This is a genomic window from Paenibacillus sp. FSL K6-2859, from assembly GCF_038008265.1.
GTDB lineage: Bacteria > Bacillota > Bacilli > Paenibacillales > Paenibacillaceae > Paenibacillus_AQ > Paenibacillus_AQ nitricinens.
The window spans coordinates 689,507-709,209 of the sequence record NZ_JBBOYU010000001.1 but is presented as its reverse complement, the minus strand read 5'-3'; the positions used below and the strand labels follow the sequence as shown (position 1 = coordinate 709,209).

Annotated in this window: 15 protein-coding genes; 5 read left to right on the top strand and 10 right to left on the bottom strand. The window is 47.2% G+C overall.

Annotation, left to right across the window (positions count from 1 at the left end):
- Window positions 1-119: 119 nt before the first annotated feature.
- The 3 genes from MHB64_RS03140 to MHB64_RS03130 are packed head-to-tail and all read right to left on the bottom strand — an operon-like array spanning window position 120 to window position 5,383.
- On the bottom strand, window positions 120-2,528 hold the full coding sequence (locus MHB64_RS03140; protein ID WP_341133688.1) for a transglutaminase family protein: 2,409 nt from the start codon (window positions 2,526-2,528) through the stop codon (window positions 120-122).
- Window positions 2,497-3,912 (bottom strand): DUF58 domain-containing protein, encoded by a 1,416-nt coding sequence (locus tag MHB64_RS03135; RefSeq protein WP_341133687.1) that lies wholly within the window; start codon window positions 3,910-3,912, stop codon window positions 2,497-2,499. Before MHB64_RS03135 ends, MHB64_RS03140 begins: the two co-directional genes overlap by 32 nt.
- A 58-nt stretch (window positions 3,913-3,970) precedes the next feature.
- Window positions 3,971-5,383 (bottom strand): polysaccharide deacetylase, encoded by a 1,413-nt coding sequence (locus MHB64_RS03130; protein ID WP_341133686.1) that lies wholly within the window; start codon window positions 5,381-5,383, stop codon window positions 3,971-3,973.
- A gap of 107 nt (window positions 5,384-5,490) precedes the next feature.
- Here MHB64_RS03130 and MHB64_RS03125 point away from each other — a divergent pair, with 107 nt between their 5' ends.
- A complete protein-coding gene (locus MHB64_RS03125; protein ID WP_094870703.1) occupies window positions 5,491-6,159 on the top strand; it encodes a DedA family protein in 669 nt (222 codons plus the stop codon).
- 13 nt (window positions 6,160-6,172) lie between these two features.
- On the opposite strand, the gene MHB64_RS03120 is transcribed toward MHB64_RS03125, so the two are convergent.
- Window positions 6,173-7,444, bottom strand: a complete 1,272-nt coding sequence (locus MHB64_RS03120) for an MFS transporter (RefSeq protein ID WP_341133685.1) — start codon at window positions 7,442-7,444, stop codon at window positions 6,173-6,175.
- A 151-nt stretch (window positions 7,445-7,595) separates the two neighbouring features.
- Here MHB64_RS03120 and MHB64_RS03115 point away from each other — a divergent pair, with 151 nt between their 5' ends.
- Together MHB64_RS03115 and MHB64_RS03110 are read left to right on the top strand one after the other, a co-directional pair.
- Entirely contained in the window at window positions 7,596-8,546 is a 951-nt protein-coding gene (locus MHB64_RS03115) for a helix-turn-helix transcriptional regulator (protein WP_094877181.1), read from the top strand.
- Between the two features lie 91 nt (window positions 8,547-8,637).
- A complete protein-coding gene (locus tag MHB64_RS03110) occupies window positions 8,638-8,949 on the top strand; it encodes a zinc ribbon domain-containing protein (protein ID WP_094870706.1) in 312 nt (103 codons plus the stop codon).
- Between the two features lie 81 nt (window positions 8,950-9,030).
- On the opposite strand, the gene MHB64_RS03105 is transcribed toward MHB64_RS03110, so the two are convergent.
- Window positions 9,031-13,314: an acyl-CoA dehydratase activase-related protein gene (locus MHB64_RS03105; protein WP_341133684.1), complete on the bottom strand. Its 4,284-nt coding sequence runs from the start codon at window positions 13,312-13,314 to the stop codon at window positions 9,031-9,033.
- A 123-nt stretch (window positions 13,315-13,437) separates the two neighbouring features.
- Window positions 13,438-13,905: a thioredoxin-dependent thiol peroxidase gene (bcp, locus tag MHB64_RS03100; RefSeq protein ID WP_341133683.1), complete on the bottom strand. Its 468-nt coding sequence runs from the start codon at window positions 13,903-13,905 to the stop codon at window positions 13,438-13,440.
- Window positions 13,906-14,010: 105 nt separating this feature from the next.
- Here bcp and MHB64_RS03095 point away from each other — a divergent pair, with 105 nt between their 5' ends.
- Both MHB64_RS03095 and MHB64_RS03090 read left to right on the top strand, forming a co-directional pair.
- Window positions 14,011-15,063: an LCP family protein gene (locus MHB64_RS03095; protein ID WP_094870709.1), complete on the top strand. Its 1,053-nt coding sequence runs from the start codon at window positions 14,011-14,013 to the stop codon at window positions 15,061-15,063.
- 122 nt (window positions 15,064-15,185) lie between these two features.
- Window positions 15,186-16,502: a glutamate-1-semialdehyde 2,1-aminomutase gene (locus MHB64_RS03090; RefSeq protein WP_341133682.1), complete on the top strand. Its 1,317-nt coding sequence runs from the start codon at window positions 15,186-15,188 to the stop codon at window positions 16,500-16,502.
- Between the two features lie 72 nt (window positions 16,503-16,574).
- Here MHB64_RS03090 and MHB64_RS03085 read toward each other — a convergent pair whose 3' ends face one another.
- The 4 genes from MHB64_RS03085 to MHB64_RS03070 form a co-directional block, all read right to left on the bottom strand.
- Window positions 16,575-17,195, bottom strand: a complete 621-nt coding sequence (locus MHB64_RS03085) for a hypothetical protein (protein ID WP_341133681.1) — start codon at window positions 17,193-17,195, stop codon at window positions 16,575-16,577.
- A gap of 174 nt (window positions 17,196-17,369) precedes the next feature.
- Window positions 17,370-17,921, bottom strand: coding sequence for a peptide deformylase (gene def, locus MHB64_RS03080; protein WP_094870731.1), 552 nt, complete (start codon window positions 17,919-17,921; stop codon window positions 17,370-17,372).
- A gap of 100 nt (window positions 17,922-18,021) precedes the next feature.
- A complete protein-coding gene (locus tag MHB64_RS03075) occupies window positions 18,022-19,314 on the bottom strand; it encodes a stalk domain-containing protein (RefSeq protein ID WP_341133680.1) in 1,293 nt (430 codons plus the stop codon).
- A gap of 127 nt (window positions 19,315-19,441) precedes the next feature.
- Window positions 19,442-19,702 carry a hypothetical protein gene (locus tag MHB64_RS03070; protein WP_094870713.1) on the bottom strand — a complete coding sequence of 87 codons (261 nt, stop codon included), beginning with the start codon at window positions 19,700-19,702 and terminating at the stop codon, window positions 19,442-19,444.
- Between the last annotated feature and the right edge of the window lies 1 nt (window position 19,703).

Genomic DNA, 19,703 nt, shown 5'->3' with positions numbered 1-19,703 from the left:
TAATTCTCATCGTCAAGGAAAGGGGAACACACTTCTCATAATTGGAGAGCGCTGAACTTTATGAAGCACAATCCTTTCCATGGAAGGAATTGTATTGCAGTAACAGCTGTTCTGACCGATTAAGTTAGCCGGAAGGTGATGATCAGGCATTCACGTATAAACGCGGACGCATCATGAGTAGTAAGCTCGCTGATCTCTGCAGGTGATGCTGGCGCCGCAGACATTGCAGGGATTGCAGGGATTGCAGGGATCGCAGATATCATAGACCTTGCTGACATTGTAGAAGTTGCTGACATTGTAGGCTTTTCGTTCGCGGGATCGGCCGCGACGAAGGCTGGAGCCGCGGGCGCGTACGCCAGGGTCTCCCACTGGCGTACGAACTGCCGAACAGCTTCGCTTAGTCCGGCATCGTAAATCTGCAGGGAGTCCACATACTCCCTGCCAGTGACACCTGGCGGCGGCGGTCCATACCGCTCCGCCAGCCCGTGCCAAGCTAGAGAGGCAGCTCGCAGCTGCCTCTCGCGGCTCATGCTGCTGGTGCTGCACGCGGCCAGCAGCAGAGCCAGGCTACGCCGCCAGCGCCAAGCGGCGGCGGGAAGCAGCGCCGCGGCAGCGAGCGGCGCGGCGGAGGTCCCGCCCGCCAGCGGCAGGGCGGGCAGGCCCGCACTTCGTGCAGCTTGCGGCGCGAGCGAGGCTGCCGCAGGCAGCGCCGGCGCGGCGAAGCCTGCGGCAAGAGCGGGGCCAGGCGTTGGGTCGAATGGGACCCAACCGGCGCCGGCGAAATAGACCTCCACCCAAGCATGGGCATCGCCCTGGGTGACTAAATACTTCGCCGGCATAGCATCGTCCTGCAAGGTCCCAGGCCCAAAGCCTTGGACATAGCGAGCTGGAATCCCCACACTGCGCAGCAGAATGGTCATAGCTGTTGCAAAATGTACACAGTAGCCCTGCTTTGTCTCAAATAAAAAGTGATCCACAAAATCAGATCCGGATGGTGGAACCGTTGTGTTCAACGTATAGGAATACCCACTCTGTAAGTAATCCTTAATGGACGTTACAGCGTCATAGCGATTACCAGAAGCTGTAAGCTTCTCCGCCAGATCTCTCACTCGAGCAGGTAACAAATCTGGCAATTGCAAATACTTGCCCTTAATTTCCTGTGGATCGTCACTATTTATACCACGAAGTAGCACAGGGTCACTCTCAGGAAGTAAAGACTTCACTGTATACTCTGTAATTCGTGCAGATCCTATCGAATCCGGCAGACGAAAACTCTCCCTGTCCATATTAGCCAGAACATATCCCAGTCTACTGCCGTTCGATAGACCCACCGACTCAACATCAATTATTATTCCCGCATTGAATAAAGGAATTCCCCCAGAGGAAGGCGTAACAAATTGAATCTGCTGCTGAAGTACTCGTTTGCTCTTATCATCGCTTAGCGCCGAGGGAGGATTCTTTGCAAGACCAGACAGATTAAGCGGCATAAACTCTTCGCCCCCCCTAATCCATCGGCGGCCATCATAGTAAGCAATACTCTCACCTCGCCAGTATGTACGCTCGCTAGTAATAGCGGTAAAGACAGGTTCAGTATTGCGGGATAACGGGGCACCGAGTTCACCGTCATTCGAACTATACCCTGTTGTTCCTGAAGCACTAGACGCCTTATCTTCTGGCAAATGCCCTGAAGCCCAAGTCTGCAAATTCTGAAATGCCGATTGCAGCGTAAGCTCGCTCGTTGGTCTTGCCCCCAATAGCTGCCCACCGAACCAAGCTGTTACCATCACGACAATGGCTGCCGCCAAAGTCAGCCCTCCCCAACGCGCATAAGGCAGTGTGGTAACTCCCTCACGTTCTCGAAGACGCAGGAGGCCACTCATCGCATGCATCCAAAAGATAAGACCCATTGATATCACAATATCCATTGTGGTATTGACTTCGAAGCCCATATCCAAGACCAGCAAGTAAATGATTGTAACTGCTGTGAATAGCACTGTACTCCCCCGGAAGAGTGCAAGCTGCTGTACTGAGGATACCAATAGCCCCCAACCAACAATCAATATCAAAAGCCTGCTGATCTCGCTTAACTGAGAGACATGTCCAGAGAGAAGCAGAATGAGATCATTCGGAATTTCGTCCGCATAAATCCTTAGCCACCCTATACCTTCGCCTCCACTGCATAAGTAAAACCACGCTGAAACAGTAATAAGAAATTGAATACTTAGCAGTAGCCACCCCGGAATCTGAAATATCCCCCATAACAGCAACACTGCCGCCAATACCATTAGAACTTGTAGCATCTTGGAGGTATCTTCTAATAAAGCAGACCTATATAAAGGGAGTAACCATTCAATAAATAGCCCCATAATGGCCAAAGAGAACAGCAAACGATAGTACAGAGGCACTTTTCTCTGCTTACCGGCATGTCTGTTCTCTATTTGCCCCAAATTGAACTGAAAGCCATTCATAGCCAGCTCTGTATCACCCGATTTCCCCTTACCGTAGTGTTGGTTTTCCGGATGATTCATGGAACTCTACCTCCCTGAATCTGAATGCTGGCAATGCATCATCCAGACAAAACATTCGTGCTCCAAGACGAGCTAAACTATCTCCGACAGTTCCCCTTCCAGGCTGGCGAGCCTCCCCTGGCTTCGGTGCTGATTGGTCCCAAGCATAATAAAGCTCCACCTTCACACCTTGCATCAAGAACTTGGCAATCACCTTGGCAGATTCCTCTTCTAGTCGTCCCGTAATAATGGCTACTGTCATCCCCGGAATCCAGCCTCGGGAAGCATCATCAAGCAGCAGCGACAGGTTTCTAGTGCCGTCCAGGGAAATTTCAGTCAGAATATCCAGTACTCTCCCTGGGATTTTGCCCAGACCTTCATGTCTAGCCATCCCTTCTGGCCAACCGCCGCTAAACAACTGAACATAAGCACCTGAACGCTCAGCGGAGAGCATCAGCCCCATCGCTGTCGACACCGCTTTCTCAAATGCCGGAGGTGAATCGTCACGGCTTCCACGAGGTTTAAGCGCATCTGTAGGAACCTCGTAGCTGGGCGGGTCATTAGCCAATACGATACAGGTCATTCTTGCCTTTTCCCGCTCTGGAACTTTGCTCTGCAGCGCTCCCGTTCTTGCACTATTCTTCCAATGAATTCGGCTAAGTGGATCACCTGGCTCATAATCCCTGGATTCCAAAGCCTCATCACTGATGCTTCTTCCCCGTCGGGAATACAAGGTGTCACCCGTCATAAAACCGCTATCGGGTACAGCTCCCCCAAAATATAAAGGCGCTGGCAGCACCTTGAAACTCTGGCCTCCATCCGGTTCAGATCTTCCCGTGAACCAACCCGGAAAATCTCCCCAAGTTACTCTACAGCCCAGCAGATGATGATTGCCGCGAGATAAATTTTCAATCGTGTATGTGTATGAAAAAGAACGTTTGAATCCAGGAAATAGCAGCTTCTGATGATGGCTATCACCCCAATAATCGGCAATGGCCATCCAAGGGAGAGGCAACCGAGAAGAGAAGCTCAGCTGTACCTTCACATGAAGTGTATTTCCAGCCATAGGTCTCGCTGGAGTAATCGTGCGAACTAGCTTCATCTTCCGTGGACCCGAGAGCTGAAGCATAAGTCCACCGAGCATAATAACTCCAACAACGATCAGGAGAAACAGCAAAGACGGGCCTCCTCGCCAAACATATAAAGCACCTATAATTCCGGCCACAGTTAGCATCCTCAACCATTCCATCAGAGCACTTCGGCTACGCGGATAAGAGAAGCTTTTGACACTTCCGGCATCTTTCTTCAGTTGATCAATTAGTGTTGAAGAGGACAATGGGACACCCATCCTTTGGTCATAGACTTGTTCCCAGCTCAGGAACTTATTACTATCTATTCTTCCCATGAAAAAGGGTGCCCAGACATTTGTTTTTTCTTTTTACTAGACAGCCTCAACTCTTCCTTCAGAATGTTTTCACTCGGCGTTCTACTTCAGTAACGCTTATATTAGTCGGAGGATGGCCTGTTGTCTCCAGCAGTTCTCGTAGCGATACCCAGATCGATCCACCAATCATTTCTACCCTCGCATCGATTGTCTTTTGGCCGTTATCAGGATGGTTTAGAATCAATTGTTTGTTCATTACATCGGCAATAACCGCTTTCCCGTTCCAATCTATTTCTCCGCTTCGGCTATTCACATCCCAGCTAACTTGCCCTCCAAGCCGTTCAATTACAGCACGAAGTGGAACCATATACTGTCCATTTCGCACGGAATATTCCCCGGGATTCAGCTTCGTCTCCAGCTTTCCGACCTCAAGAACCAATGGCTTTCCAGGTGCAAAGAGCTCTGCATTCGGTGTGATATTTGAGGCGACCCAAGCTTCTGAGGGCTTTTTCCGCCCCAAATTAGCGGCTTTGGAAGAGACTCTAAATTGTACCGGTTCTACCGTTTCATCCAATAGGCCAAAGTCGTATCCAGCCGCCTTATAGCGTGCAATAATGTCCGGCAGCGCTTTGACGCTCTCTTGATGACCGCCCCCGTCATGTAACAGCAAAATAACCTGGGAAGACTTCATATCCATTGTGGATTCCTTCAAAATTTCTGAAGCTGGCACGCCTTTCCGTTTAGAATCGCCGCTATCCACCGTCCAATCCATCACCTTATAACCTGCTTGCTTCAATAAATTGAAGTAGGTATTATCAAAATGATCATAGGTTCCGCCTGGGGCGCGGATAAGCTGTGGACGAACCCCTGTAATCCCCTGAACAATCTCTTCAGTCTGTTTAATTTGATTCCAAAATTCCGTGAATCCACTATATAAATCATGGTAATTATGATTATAGGTATGATTGCCAATGGCATGGCCCTGTTCCCATATGGAATCGATGAGCTCAGGATGGCTTTTCGCTTGATTACCAAGGACAAAAAAGGTTGCCTTCACACCTTCCTGATGTAAAATTTCAAGTACATTGAAGGTGTTATCGCTAGGTCCGTCGTCAAATGTAATATAGACTGTTTTTTTAGATTTTTTGGCTGCTGTGATTACAGAACTCGTTGCTGAAACCTTGGATATTTTATCTACCCCATTAGCTTGAGGGAGTTGAGTCACAGTAAGGGCCGCACTTGAAGAGGAGTGCACTTCCGGAGATGCAGAAGCGAGGGGTTCTACTGCAGATGGCAAATCTTGCATCGCCGCTGCGGTAAGCTTATTCTTAACAGATACAGACTCCGCGCTAGCGGGCTGCAAGGATCGGAGCTCCCATGAATTCAAGTTTTTCCCTATACTCCATCCGAGCATAACGATGAATATCACAACCATAACGAGCAATCCGCTTATCAACTTTCGGCGGCTGTGTGCGCTTTTATTACCCTTCATCTTCTCTACCTCCAGCATTCTATTGGCTTAAAAGCCATTTGGTAGATTGTATGAAGACAAGCTGTAAAATAGAATAAGGCAACTGCCTCTTGGAGAGTGACAATCTTATGGAAATGCTGAGTTTTATACAAGAATTATTCACCAAATATGGATATAGCGTATTATTCTTTGGATTACTTCTCGAGTTCGTTGCCCTACCCTTTCCCGGTGAGACCACTATGGCGTTTGCCGGTTTCCTTTCCTATACCGGGAGACTTGATTTCTTTACGCTAATTGTAGTTGCTTTTGCAGGCACCACAGCTGGGATGACCCTCACCTATTTTGTCGGATTAAAAGCCGGTATGCCCTTTATCCAGCGATATGGCAAATGGTTTCTATTCTCACCTACTAAGCTAGAAAAAACACAGAAATGGTTTGAGAAATACGGCAGCTTTCTTATTTTTATCGGTTATTTCATTCCAGGGGTACGTCACTTCACTGGTTATTTCGCTGGTATTATTGCGCTTCCCTTCCGTAAATTCGCCCTATATGCTTATAGTGGAGCTGTATTCTGGGTAGTACTGTTTCTTAGCATCGGAAAGGTGTTTGGTCCACAGTGGATGGGCATCTTCCATTTGTTTGAGTCATATGCGCTTTGGATTATTTCTGGTGGTGCAGGAATAGCAGCTCTTGTGATCATTTACCGCTACCGCAAAAGCATCCACGCCCGTCTTTTCCCTCGCAAAGCTGCCACACAGATTCAGGCGCAGGTTAAGAAACCTTCCAAGGGGCGGTGATTTACCGCTCTTTTTAAGCTCGCTGAGTCTCCTTCTTCTTGCTGCGTACAAACGTATACCCTGCCAGCAATATAGCAATCCCAGAAAACCCTGCTCCCCCTGCAAAACCCAGTGTACGAGGATCCACCCATTCTAATAACCAGCCCGCGAGCAGCATAGATAATCCTAGCAGCGTATTTCCCACTGCTGACAGCAGTCCAAAAATAACAGGTTGCATAGTGGACGGCGTCTCTCGCATAACCAGTGTATCCAGACAGGCATTCCCCGTCCCTCCGGCAAAAGATAACAGGATATATAGCAGAAAAACGATCACAAAATGATTGCTAATACTGATGCTCATCAGCAGTAATCCTTCAATCATGAGCCCAACAATCGCAACAATCAGCAGCCCTTTTGTTACATATCGTCCAGCAAAAAAACTGAGACTAAGCCCGATTCCGAGCGCTGCGTAAAAAGCCCCTACTCCTATATCTCCCGCTTGAAACTCCTGTACTGCATACACACTAATCAGCACATTATCCAGACCATTCAGCATCGGAACAAGCAGCTCATACCCAAAAATAACCTGTAACGTGATACTCCCGCTGATTATAATCCACAGCGCATGCATTTTATTTGTCTTTTGCTGACGGTCCACTTTAGTTTTGATTTTATCAGGAGAGTCTATCTTTCTCTTATCTTCATTCACCCTATTGGAATTTTGTGGAATATCAATGCCGTAGATTAAGCGCGCTGCGACCAGAAAGGATATTGCATTCATTACGAAGGCTGCCTTTGGCCCGAACCACATCGAAACGATCCCTCCACTTAATGCACCCAATATAAGTACACAGCCACTCATAAGCTGCTCTAGTCCATTAACCGTCAACAAAGAGTTTTTGGTCACCAACAAAGGAATGGAGGATTTACGAACAGGACTGTAGATCGCTTCCCCCGCCGCCAGTAAAAAACTCGCCATATATAACAGCCATAGCTTATCTTCTCCATCTACCCACAAAAAGGTTAGCGCAACCGGAACCCTAAGTACATCCGTAGCGATCATAATGTATTTACGAGGGAATTTGCTGCCAAGTACACCTCCAAGCGGTGCCAGAAACAAATAAGGAAGCAGCCGTACACCTAGCGATATCCCCACAGCCATCCCTGACCCCGTTAATTGCAGCACCAATGCCAGCACGGCAACACTAGTAAAACGATCACCGATGCCATTGATTAGCCCGGCTGTGAACAGACGTGAATATCCCTTTTGAGCTTTAAAAATTGCAATAGCTGTTTGGTGACCCATTATCGTAAACCTCGCTTCATCTATTTATATAAATATCTAATTAGATATTAATCGAATTAATACATTATGACAATGCTTTATCTTCAAGAATTTGCTAAGATGTAGTACATCATTACATAACGAAATTATCCGAAAAGGAGGGCTCTACCTTTTGAAAATTGATCGATTGCTCTCTATCGTCATTCTACTAATGAACCGGCGCCTCATTCAGGCGAAGGAGCTCGCCGACATGTTCGAAGTGTCCGTGCGCACCATTTATCGTGATATTGAAAGCATTAATGGGGCTGGAATTCCTATCGTCACCTATCAGGGATCGGGTGGTGGTATCGGACTTATGGAAGGCTACCGGTTAGACCGCAATGTATTGACCGACCGCGAGCTGGCTGATATTTTCTCCGCTCTGCAAAGCGTCTCCTCTTATGGCGGAACTGAACACACTCTGCTCATGGAGAAGATCAGTAGCGTAATCCCGCCCTCACAGACCGCAGCTTTCCGAAGCAAAACGACCCAGCTTATCATCGATTTCTCTCCTTGGGGGCTTCAGCCTATCCTAGAAGAGAAGATCGCAACTTTAAAAGAGGCGCTGGAAGAAAACAGAACTGTGGCCTTTGATTATGTCAATGCCGAGGGACAATCCAGTCAGCGTTCTGTCGAGCCCTATACTTTAGTCTTAAAAGGACAAGCATGGTACTTGTATGGTTACTGTCTGCAACGTCAGGATTTCAGATTATTCAAGCTGCATCGTATGAAAGGACTCATTAAAGAAAAGCGGGAATTCATAAGAGAAGATAGGGACATGCATGAGCTGCCTTGGAGCACTGATTATCAGCGGGTGACTTCAGCCTCAGTAGTGTCGCCAATCCTTCTGCACTTCTCAGCTGAAGGGAGACATCTTGCGGAAGATCGCTTTGACTCCACTGAGCTTCAGCCGGACGGACATGGTGGGTATAACGTGTCCATCCATTATCCCGAGGACGGATGGCTCTATGGTTTCTTGCTCAGCTTCGGAACGGCTTTAGAAGTGCTAGAGCCGGAACATATTCGTCAGAAGCTTGGTGAGTTGGCTCTTGGGGTTGCCAAAAAATACGCAACCTCGCTTTAAACCTGACGGTATGTCGTCAGATTCATAGTTCTATAATGTACTTAAAGCGATTGCTCATAAGCTTCGCGTACTTTTAAAAGGAGTGCTGTATATGGAACAAGAGCATGTAAGACAAGTTCAAGATGAGCCAAAATTTTGTCAAAGCTGTGGGATGCCTATGCCTACGGAAGATTTACTTGGAACGAACAAGGAAGGCCAAAAAATCGAGGATTATTGTGTATATTGCTACGAAGATGGAGCATTTAAACAGCCTGACATTACGCTGCAAGAAATGTCTGACATTTGTACAGGCTACTTGGTTCAAGAAGGAATGGACGAGGATGTCGCCCGCAAATTACTCGCCGAACAGCTGCCTCATCTGAAACGGTGGAGAGGTGTAGCCAGCTCTCCTTCAACGAACTAATAATCAGCACAAAAAAGCGGACCAGGTGAATTCTTGGTCCGCTTTTTATAGGCAGTTCGTCTATATGTTACCTTATTAAGCTCAGGTCAAACTATAGGAGCCTTCAAGTAGGGTCTGCTGCAGCGGTTTAACGGATTGTTCTAAATCAGATACCTTATTGCCTTCCAGACTGCTGGCAATGGACATCATCAGTTTGATCCGATTCGCTTGGTTAACTACACTAACTCCAGCATCATAATCAATGGCGACGATATTTGCGCCGGGATATAACTCCTTAAGACCCTTAATCATCCCACGCCCGGTAATATGATTGGGCAAGCAGGCGAACGGCTGAATACAAGTAATATTATTCACACCGTTATCCAGCAGATCCATCATTTCTGCAGTCAGGAACCATCCCTCACCCATCTGATTTCCTACGGATACCAGTCGGCTGGCTTTCTCAGCAAGACCATAAATATTTTCCCGTCCTTTAGCCAGTCCGGCATCCTCAAGAGCTACCTTTATCGGCTTACGATAAATCTCCAGATAGGAGATCAACATTGGATTAATATATCCTAGTCGTTTACTTTTGCCGAATTGCTCGGCTTTGTAAATCGGATTATACACACAGTAAAAGATGAAGTCTAAGAAGTCTGGCATTACCGCTTCTCCGCCCTCCGCCTCAATCATCTCGATGATGCGGTTGTTGGCGTCCGGGTGAAATTTAATCAGGATCTCTCCAACAATGCCTACTCTAGGTTTAGTAACACCTGTAACGGGCAGCTTACAGAAATCGGCAACAATTTCACGAATCAGACGTTTGTATTCTCGGAACGAGAAGTTGACTAGACTGACCTTACAGCGCTCCATCCCCTTACGGAATAAACGTTCAGCACTCCCTTGAACGACCTCATACGGTCTAAAATGATTTAGTAGCCGCATCATAAGATCACCATAGCAAGCCGCAGCGATCAGCCGGTTTGCCAGCTTAAGACTGATTCGGAAGCCTGGCTGGTTCTCCATTCCAGAAGCATTCAGTGAAATCACAGGAATCTGTTCGAGGTCTGAATCCTTTAAGGCTTTGCGGAGCAAAGAAATATAATTCGTCGCCCGGCAGCCACCGCCCGTCTGTGACATGATTACAGCGGTACGATTCGGATCATAGTCCCCACTCTTCAGTGCCGACAGAATCTGCCCTATCGTTACAATAGCGGGATAACATGCATCATTGTTAACGTATCTAAGGCCCTCTTCCGTCTCTTCGGGTCCAGTGGTTTCAAGGATCTTGAGACGGTATCCCGCATCGCGGAAGACCTGCTCAAACAATTCAAAATGAATGGGCGACATCTGCGGCGCAAGGATCGTGTACGTTTCTTTCATTTCCTTCGTGAAAGCTACATTAGCCTGTATTTTAGGCGGCTTCTGTGGCAGCACCTTTCCCTTTTCCCGTTCGCGCATCGCTGCCATCAGTGAACGCAGCCGAATACGCGCAGCGCCAAGGTTGCTAATCTCATCGATTTTGATCAGCGTATATACTTTGTTATGCCTTTCCATAATGTCTTGCACGGCATCACATGTAATCGCATCAATCCCACAACCGAAGGATGTCAATTGAACAAGCTCCAGGTCGGTTCGTACTGCGGCAAGGCGGGCTGCGCGGTACATTCGGGCATGATAGGTCCACTGATTAACTACCGCCACATCCCCTTCACTTCGGTCCAGATGGCAGACAGAATCTTCTGTTAGCACGGCGAGGCCCATACCGGTAATCATATCTGCTATGCCATGATTAATTTCAGGATCTGCATGGTAAGGGTGACCACAGAGAAGTATTCCCTTGTTCCCAGTGCTAGCAAGATACGCAAGCGTCTCTTCACCTTTGGTTCGCACATCACTTTTGGCACGATCAGCTTCTGCAAGTCCTGCCTGCACAGCCAACGTTATCTCTTCTCTCGGAATCCCCGTAAATGTCTTCACGAGTCCCTTGGTTAACGCAGATCTATCGTCGAAGGTCAGAAACGGGCTGACCAGCGTGATTCCATTTTCCCTAAGCCCATCCATATTGTTGCGAATGACCTCAGGATAAGAGGCGACCACCGGACAATTGAAATGATTATCCGCTGCTTCATCTTCCTTCTTCTCATACACCACCGCAGGATAAAAAATAAAATCGACGCCTTTACCAATCAAGCTCTGCACATGTCCGTGCGCCATCTTTGCTGGATAGCAGATCGATTCTGAAGGAATCGTATCCATCCCGCTTTCGTAGAGCTTCTTGCTTGATTTAGGAGAGAGAATCACCCGGTAGCCCAATTTAGTGAAAAAAGTGTACCAGAACGGGTAATTCTCGAACATATTCATCGTACGTGGAATGCCAACGGTGCCCCGTGCTGCACCTGCCTCTGGTAATGCTTCATAATCAAAGAAACGTTCGTACTTATACTGCATCAAATTTGGCAATACGTTCTTCTCTTTCCTGCCTCCTGCACCACGCTCGCAGCGGTTGCCTGTAACGTAGAAGCTCTTGTCCGGGAACCGACTGATCGTTAACGCACAGTTATTTCCACAGCGGCCACAGCGACCTGAAGATACCTCGTACTTAAAGCCTGCTATTTCCTCCGGTCCAAGCAGTGTGCTTTTTCCGTCAGCCCCTGCTTGCTCACGGGCAATCAGTGCACAACCGTACGCTCCCATAACGCCAGCAATATCCGGTCTGACTACCGTTCTCCCCGTTAGGCGCTCAAAAGCCCGCAATACAGCTTCGTTATAGAAGGTGCCGCCCTGAACAATAATATTTCGCTCTAAATCCTCAGGGTTGCGAATTTTAATTACTTTTTGCAGGGCATTCTTAATCACAGAATACGCAAGACCTGCCGAAAGATCGGCCAGCGACGCACCTTCCTTCTGAACCTGCTTCACTTTAGAATTCATGAATACCGTACAGCGGGAACCCAAGTTAACCGGTTTGACCGCTTCCAGAGCTGATTTGGCAAACTCCTCAATACCTAATCCAAGCGCAGAAGCAAAGCTCTCCAGAAAAGAGCCGCAGCCTGCCGAACAGGCTTCATTGAGCATTAGACTGTCGATAGCACCGCCGCGGATCTTGATACATTTCATGTCCTGTCCGCCGATATCCAAAATAAAATCTACCTCCGGCATGAACTTAGATGCGGCCTTGTAATGAGCAACCGTCTCCACTTCACCGCCGTCCGTCCATAAAGCGGCTTTGATTAACCCCTCTCCATAACCTGTTACATAAGAACCTGCAATATAACAGCCTTCCGGTAGAACCCGATACATTTCCTTCAGTGCCTCACTGACAGAATACAAGGGATTCCCCTTGTTGCTGCCATAAAAGGTATATAGAATTTCGTCAGCAGAGCCGGTCAATACGAGTTTGGTTGTTGTCGAACCCGCATCGATCCCCAGATAGCAAGGGCCACGATACACAGCCAGGTCTGATCTGGCAGCAGAAGCTTTACCATGGCGATTCCGGAACTCAGCAAGCTCATTAGGGTTCTCAAACAGCGGTGGTAATTCAGCATCTGCTGCCCGATCTGCTGAAAAATCCACGGCTGCTATTCGCGCGAGCCAACCTGAGAGAGGCAAGATCGTCGGATTTACTTCGGATAGAGCAGATCCAATCGCTACGAAATACTGTGACCGCTCGGGGAAAAGAATATCTGACTCCGCAAGTTCAAGCGTCTCCGCAAAACGCTGACGCAGAGCTGGCAGGAAGGTTAATGGGCCACCAAGGAAAGCCACCCGTCCACGAATTGGACGTCCGCAAGCGAGGCCGCTGATCGTCTGATTAACAATACTCTGAAAGATTGAAGCCGCCACATCCTCCCGGCGAGCCCCCTCGTTTAGTAGCGGCTGCACATCGCTTTTGGCGAATACACCGCAGCGTGAAGCGATAGGATAGATTCGCTCATGCTTCTCTGCCAATGCATTTAATCCCCCTGGGTCGGTCTGTAGCAGCGAAGCCATCTGATCGATGAATGCTCCCGTTCCGCCCGCGCAAGCCGTATTCATACGCTGTTCAATGCCGCCCCGGAGATAGATGATCTTGGCGTCCTCACCACCCAGTTCAATCGCCGTATCACATTCTGGAATCAGCTCGCCAATCGCCTTCGTACAGGCGATCACCTCCTGAACAAACGGTACGCCTCCCAGTTTGGATAAAGATAAGCCTGAGGAACCGCTTACAGTAAGGACTGCTCCTCTCTCTGGAAATCTGACTTGTACGTCAGCTAGTAGAGAGAGGGCAGCTTTTTTTATATCGCTATAATGTCTTACATAGTCCTGATAAACAATAGTGTTACGCTCTATGACAACCAATTTCGCAGTCGTTGATCCGATATCAAGGCCAATACGCAGCATGATCACTACACCACCTCGTCTTGCTCCAAATTTGAAGCAATTATGAGGAAACTATATCATGACAACACCTAATGAAAGCTGTTAAAAATGTAACAGACTTTTACAAAAAGTTATTAACAAACTTTATGCTTTGGAAATCCCTGCTATGGTGGATGCTACATGACCTTTCACTCGTACTTTCCGCCATTCTTGAAGTAAGATCCCCTGCTCATCAATCAAAAAAGTAGAACGTACAATGCCCATGAATTCTCTACCATAAAGCTTCTTAAGCTGCCATACTCCAAACATTTCACTAACCTTATGATCTTCATCAGACAACAGTGGAAATGGCAGACTATTCTTCTCCGTAAATCGGATATGCGACGCCAAGGGATCTGGGCTGATGCCTAGAACAACCGCACCAAGCGTAGAAATTTGATCATAGGCGTCACGGAATTCGCAGGCCTCCTGCGTACAGGCTGGTGTCATATTTTTAGGATAAAAGTATACAATGACCTTTCGGCCCAAGTAATCACTTAAACTAACCTCTTGTCCAGTAGAGGACGGAAGGGTGAAATTCGGTACTTTTTGTCCAATAGCTACTACGTTCAAGTTATATCCACTCCTTCTTGATATTGGAGGATCGAGCATGAATTGCGCGTATCCCCAAAAGAAATTATAATGTAGAGAATGTGAATGCGAAAGGAAGAACGAGAAATGCCACCTAGAAAGAAAAGGCACGCAAAGACTGGTAAGTCAAAAAAGAAACCTCTGCTTTGGACACTGGCCATTATACTCTTACTTATTATCGGTGGAGCCATTTATTACTTTACTTCCATTGTCAATGAGCTTGGCAGCATGTCGAACACCGAGGATTCACCATTTAAAAATGCCGAGACTGTTGATGTTGACACGCCAGAACCTCCAAAGTGGGAAGGTACAGAGCCTGTTAATATACTACTAATGGGCGTGGATGCCCGCGGTGTCAAGAAGGGGGAAATTCCTCGTTCCGATACAATGCTCGTCGCCTCACTTGATCCCGTGAAGAAGAAAATCACCGTATTCTCAATTCTTAGAGATACTTACGTTCCGATTCCAGATCACGGAGAAAAACGTATTAATTCAGCTATCATTTATGGGCCTAACACGGCGATGCAGACTGTAAGCGACCTGCTCGGCATCCCGATTCAATATTATGTCTACACGGACTTCCAAGGATTCATCAAGCTAGTAGATGCCGTTGGTGGTGTAGATTATGAAGTCGAGAAAGACATGGTGTACAAGACCATTGCAGATGGTCCCGAGTATGACATTGATCTTAAAAAAGGATATCAGCATCTCGACGGTAATAAAGCTCTGCAGTATGTACGTTTTCGGCATGACGCTACCTCCGACTTCACTCGGACCGAGCGCCAGCGTGCATTTCTCAAGGTTGTGGCTGACAAACTGATCCAGACCACATCCATAATCAAGCTGCCGAGTATCCTGTCTCAAGTTACGCCTTATATCGAAACCAATCTGTCAGTAAATGATATGTGGAAGCTGGCAACCGTCGGGTACGACAGTACTATGGGCGGTAGTGAGCAAATTCCGCCGATGGATCTGCTCAAAGAGGAAACTACAAGTGACGGATCACAGGTTATCGGCATTCGCAGTGAAAATAAGTTAAGGGAATTTGTGCAGGATACCTTAAATGGTCCTGAGCCAACGCCTACACCATCACCTTCATCAGAAACTACTTCAAATAGTAGTACTAGCGGAACCCAATAAAGATCTGACAAGCAACGTTCACAAGTAGACACTACAGGCAATGGTATAATACGGGCGGACAGCGGAAACACCGTTGTTCGCCCGTTGCCATGAGCATCAACAATCGAAAGGATGATCACATTATGAATCGTTCCACATCTGAGCAACTTTATCACGAAGCCCTTCAACATATTGTTGGAGGTGTAAATAGCCCTTCCCGTTCTTTCAAAGCCGTTGGGGGCGGAGCACCTGTATTTATGAAACGTGCCAGTGGATCTCACTTCTGGGATGTAGATGGCAATGAATATATCGATTATCTCCAAGCGTATGGACCGATCATTACCGGCCATGCTCACCCGCATATAACGAAAGCAATTACTACAGCAGCAGAAAATGGTGTTCTTTACGGAACTCCAACAGAGCTCGAAATCAAACTTGCGAAAATGCTAAAAGAAGCCATTCCCTCAATGGATAAGGTGCGGTTCGTCAATTCCGGTACCGAAGCGGTTATGACTACCATTCGTGTAGCTCGTGCTTATACAAAGCGCAGCAAAATCGTAAAATTTGCTGGCTGTTACCATGGTCATTCTGATCTGGTGCTTGTAGCAGCAGGATCCGGGCCTTCTACGCTTGGTATTCCAGATAGTGCCGGCGTTCCTAGCAGTATTGCACAGGAAGTAATCACTGTTCCTTTTAATGATCTGGAAAGCCTGCAAGAGGCACTAGAAAAATGGGGCGAAGATGTCGCCGCTGTAATGGTTGAACCGATCGTCGGTAATTTCGGTATGGTGATGCCGAAGCCGGGATTCCTCGAAGGGCTCTGCAAGCTGGCTCATGCTAACGGCTCCCTCGTTATCTATGACGAAGTCATTACGGCCTTCCGCTTCCACTATGGTTCCACACAGACATATGCAGGACTGGATAACCATGAAGACATTACTCCTGACCTTACAGCCCTCGGCAAAATCATCGGTGGCGGCCTGCCGATCGGTGCTTACGGTGGTCGTAAGCATGTAATGGAACAAGTAGCACCGCTAGGACCAGCTTACCAAGCGGGAACAATGGCGGGAAATCCTGCTTCCATTTCCGCAGGGATTGCCTGTCTGGAAGTGCTGAGCGCAGAAGGCGTATACGATGAGATGGAACGTCTTGCGATTCGCCTCGTCGATGGACTCCAGGAATCTGCTGACCGTCATGGCATTCCACTGACGATTAACCGCATCCGTGGTTCATTCTCTACTCATTTCTGTAAGCATCCAGTTACGAATTACGATGAGGCACAGGATACAGATGGCGAATTGTTCGGTAGCTTCTTCCGTCACATGTTGAACCGAGGGATTAACCTCGCCCCTTCGAAATATGAAGCTTGGTTCCTAACGACAGCACATACAGATGCAGATATCGACGCTACACTGATTGCAGCAGAAGATTCATTCCGCGCTATGGTGGCTGAGAAATAAGACGTTATTTACAGCCACTAAACATACTAAAACCTACCACCAAGCTTGGTGGTAGGTTTTTTTGCATTGGCACTATTCGAAGTCAATTTGCTTGTCCAATATAATCTCTGTCATGGTAGGTCGAAACATTTGGTCTCCTCCGGGTATTAAGGCAAATTGAACCGTATCCAGATCCGCTGGCAGCGGTGGCGAGACCAAGAATTGCATTTGTGTATGAGCGCCCCCTCCGTGACCTCCATGCGGCTGGATTTCATAGGCTGCCTCGCTCAAAATCTCCAATGTTAGAGCCGTTTTAAGATAAACGTGCTCCACTGTTTCTTTTAAATACTTAATCTCCACAGTAACTATACTGAGCGTTTCATACTGCATAGCATGTGTAAGTGTATACTCGCAATCTTCGAGGACTGTCCGCTTCACAATTGGAAGAACGCCGAGCAGTAAACCGGGCTCTTCCCAATATTTCCGTCTGGGCACAGCCTCATTCAGACTGTGTATATACTGTACAATCTGAGCAGTGTCCATCTCGAATCTAGTTGACCACTCCTCAAGGAGCTCACTTTCGGGGGAGAACCGTTTTTTGCCTGTTATAGCTTTACGTTCCTGAATCAGAGTCAAAATCTGCTCATCAATCTTCTTAACCTCATCATTATATTCGTTGACCACGCCTCTTATTGGCATTCTACCCCACCCCATTTCATAACCTCCTTCTGATAATAAAATTAATTTCTACCCATTATCTACATGATACCTCCTTTGGATTAATTTGTAAAATATTTGAAATCATTCATTCTTGCGAATAGAAAAAAAGCATGTGCCCCTCAGCTTAATGCTGCAAGACCACACGCTTTATGATTCGGAGATTTTCTTTTACTCGTACAAGTTACGGATTTCCACTCCCTGAGGAAGCTTGAATGGATTTTCCTTGTTGATTCGGTCGTAGAACATGATCCCATCGAGATGATCAATCTCATGCTGGATGATGATGGCTTGGTAGCCCTTAAATTTAAGGACCACTTCCTTACCTTCAAGATCATATCCCTTTACCTTCACAGATTCATAACGAGGTACAAATCCATGCACCGGCCGATCAACCGACAGACATCCCTCGCTCTCCGGTAAGTATACCATGGTTAGTGAGTGACTGATGATTTTAGGATTAACCCAAGCATGCTCTACAATCCGCCCTCTTTCATCCGTAGAGTACATTACAAACATACGCTTCAACAGTCCGATTTGATTCGCTGACAGACCTACGCCCGAACGTAAATTGTATTCTTCGGAGATCTCCGGATCCTGGCTGTTCTTCAGAAACTGAAGCATACATTGCAGAGTCTCACGATCCTCCTTCTGTAAAGGAAGCTCCACCGGCTGTGCCACGGTACGAAGCACGGGATGACCTTCCCGTACAATATCATCCATTGTGATGATATATTCAGCACTAAATTTTGAACTAGACAATATTCCATCCACCTTTGCCTTACGGGCTTAATTTAAAGTACTTATGGTATAGTATGCAGATTTATGGATTTATGAAAGCCGTTCGCAGTTTGCTACTATAATTAACATCAAATCCAAGTCCGGTCGCCAATGCGGCAAGGGGAAGATAAGTTTTATCTTCTTTGCCTACCTTTTGCAGAAAAGCAGGGGTATCAATGGCTACATTCTGTCCATTCACCTTAATAAATTTGCTGCCGATCGTGATTACAACAGTCCGTCCACCGTATTCAATAGTCGCACTGGAGGTCTTATTATCCCACTTTCCATTAGCGCCTACGGCATTTAGAATATCTTTAAGCGCCAAGAAGTTCTGACCATTCTTAAGGATGGGCTTATTCGGCGTATTTAACTCTACACCCTTTACAACAATCGACATCGGTACAGTATCTGCAGCCATCGCCATTACAGTGGGAATGCGGTATTCCCCCCATTGTAATTCAGCAAATACTTTTGCAATGGTCTCGTATCCGAGCTGCGTAGGGTGAAAATCCGCTTGTCCGGCCCCGATAATATGCGTGAGTGATCCCTCTGAGCCGGCAAACTTTGCCGCTACATGAGCTACTACTACATTTGCTCCTTCTTGATTCATACTTGCAGCCACACGATCTGCCGAATCCGTAAATTTCGCTGCTGCGGTCATCAATTTAGTGTACATCGCACCAAGAGCGATCTTAGGAGCAGGCTGATATTGATCAGCCAGTATAATTGTTGCTTGTGGATTTATCGCACGAATATTCTCAAGACTTGCCTTCACATTCGTATTGTAATCCGCCAGCTTCTGCTCCAGCTGAGATTCGAAATCTGTATCTGTCAGCTCCTTAACCTGTAAGAAAAGACGGCTTACATCATTCCCCCCAATTGTAATCGTAATCAGATCGGCTTCCTTCAGCTCTGATGCAATCTGAGGGGTTAATTTTATGAATTGGTCTATCCGCGGATCTGGAAGACCTGACTGAATACCTTCAGCCGTAATCACTGAGCCATCCTTGATTGCCCCTGTGTAATTACGTAATCCAGCAGTAGTCAGTCCTAAAATACCATAATTGGTAAGCTCGCTCCTGCCATGATACCAACCCTGCTCCAGTAGTCGCTCCGCATAGCCGTAAGGCTTGGTATTCACATCCGTCATTCCCGGCTCATATCCGGCAGTAATCGAATCGCCAAGAGCTACGATGCGAAAGACATCCTGACTTGCATCTTGTGTTGCAGACGTGTCAGCTGCATTTGCCGATCCGGCACCTACGCCAATCAGCACAGATAACAAAAGCATACTGCTTGTGCTGGCTGCTAAAATTCTTCTCCACTTGCTTAGCATCGTATCCCTCCCAAAATGTTCTAATTCTCATTCTACCATCCCTGATAGCAACGCAAAAGAGCGGCCACCCATATTAGGGAAACCGCTCTGAAAATCACAATTATTATCACAGCTAGCAACGAATGTCTTATTCTTTATTGGAATCCTCTTGTGAATTCAAATTTTTCCCGGCACGTTCCAGATATTTATCATAACGCTCGTCTAGTTCACGTCCAATCTTACGGTACCGCAGCGTCTCCTCCACAATAGGATCCATTGTGGTCTGGATACGAATCTCATACTTCGGAGAGATCTCACGGATTTCTTTAGCTATACGGTCACCCTGTTCCATCTCACCATCAACCAACATTTCGCTTAGCTTGCGTTCAAGATCATCCTTCTCGCTCATG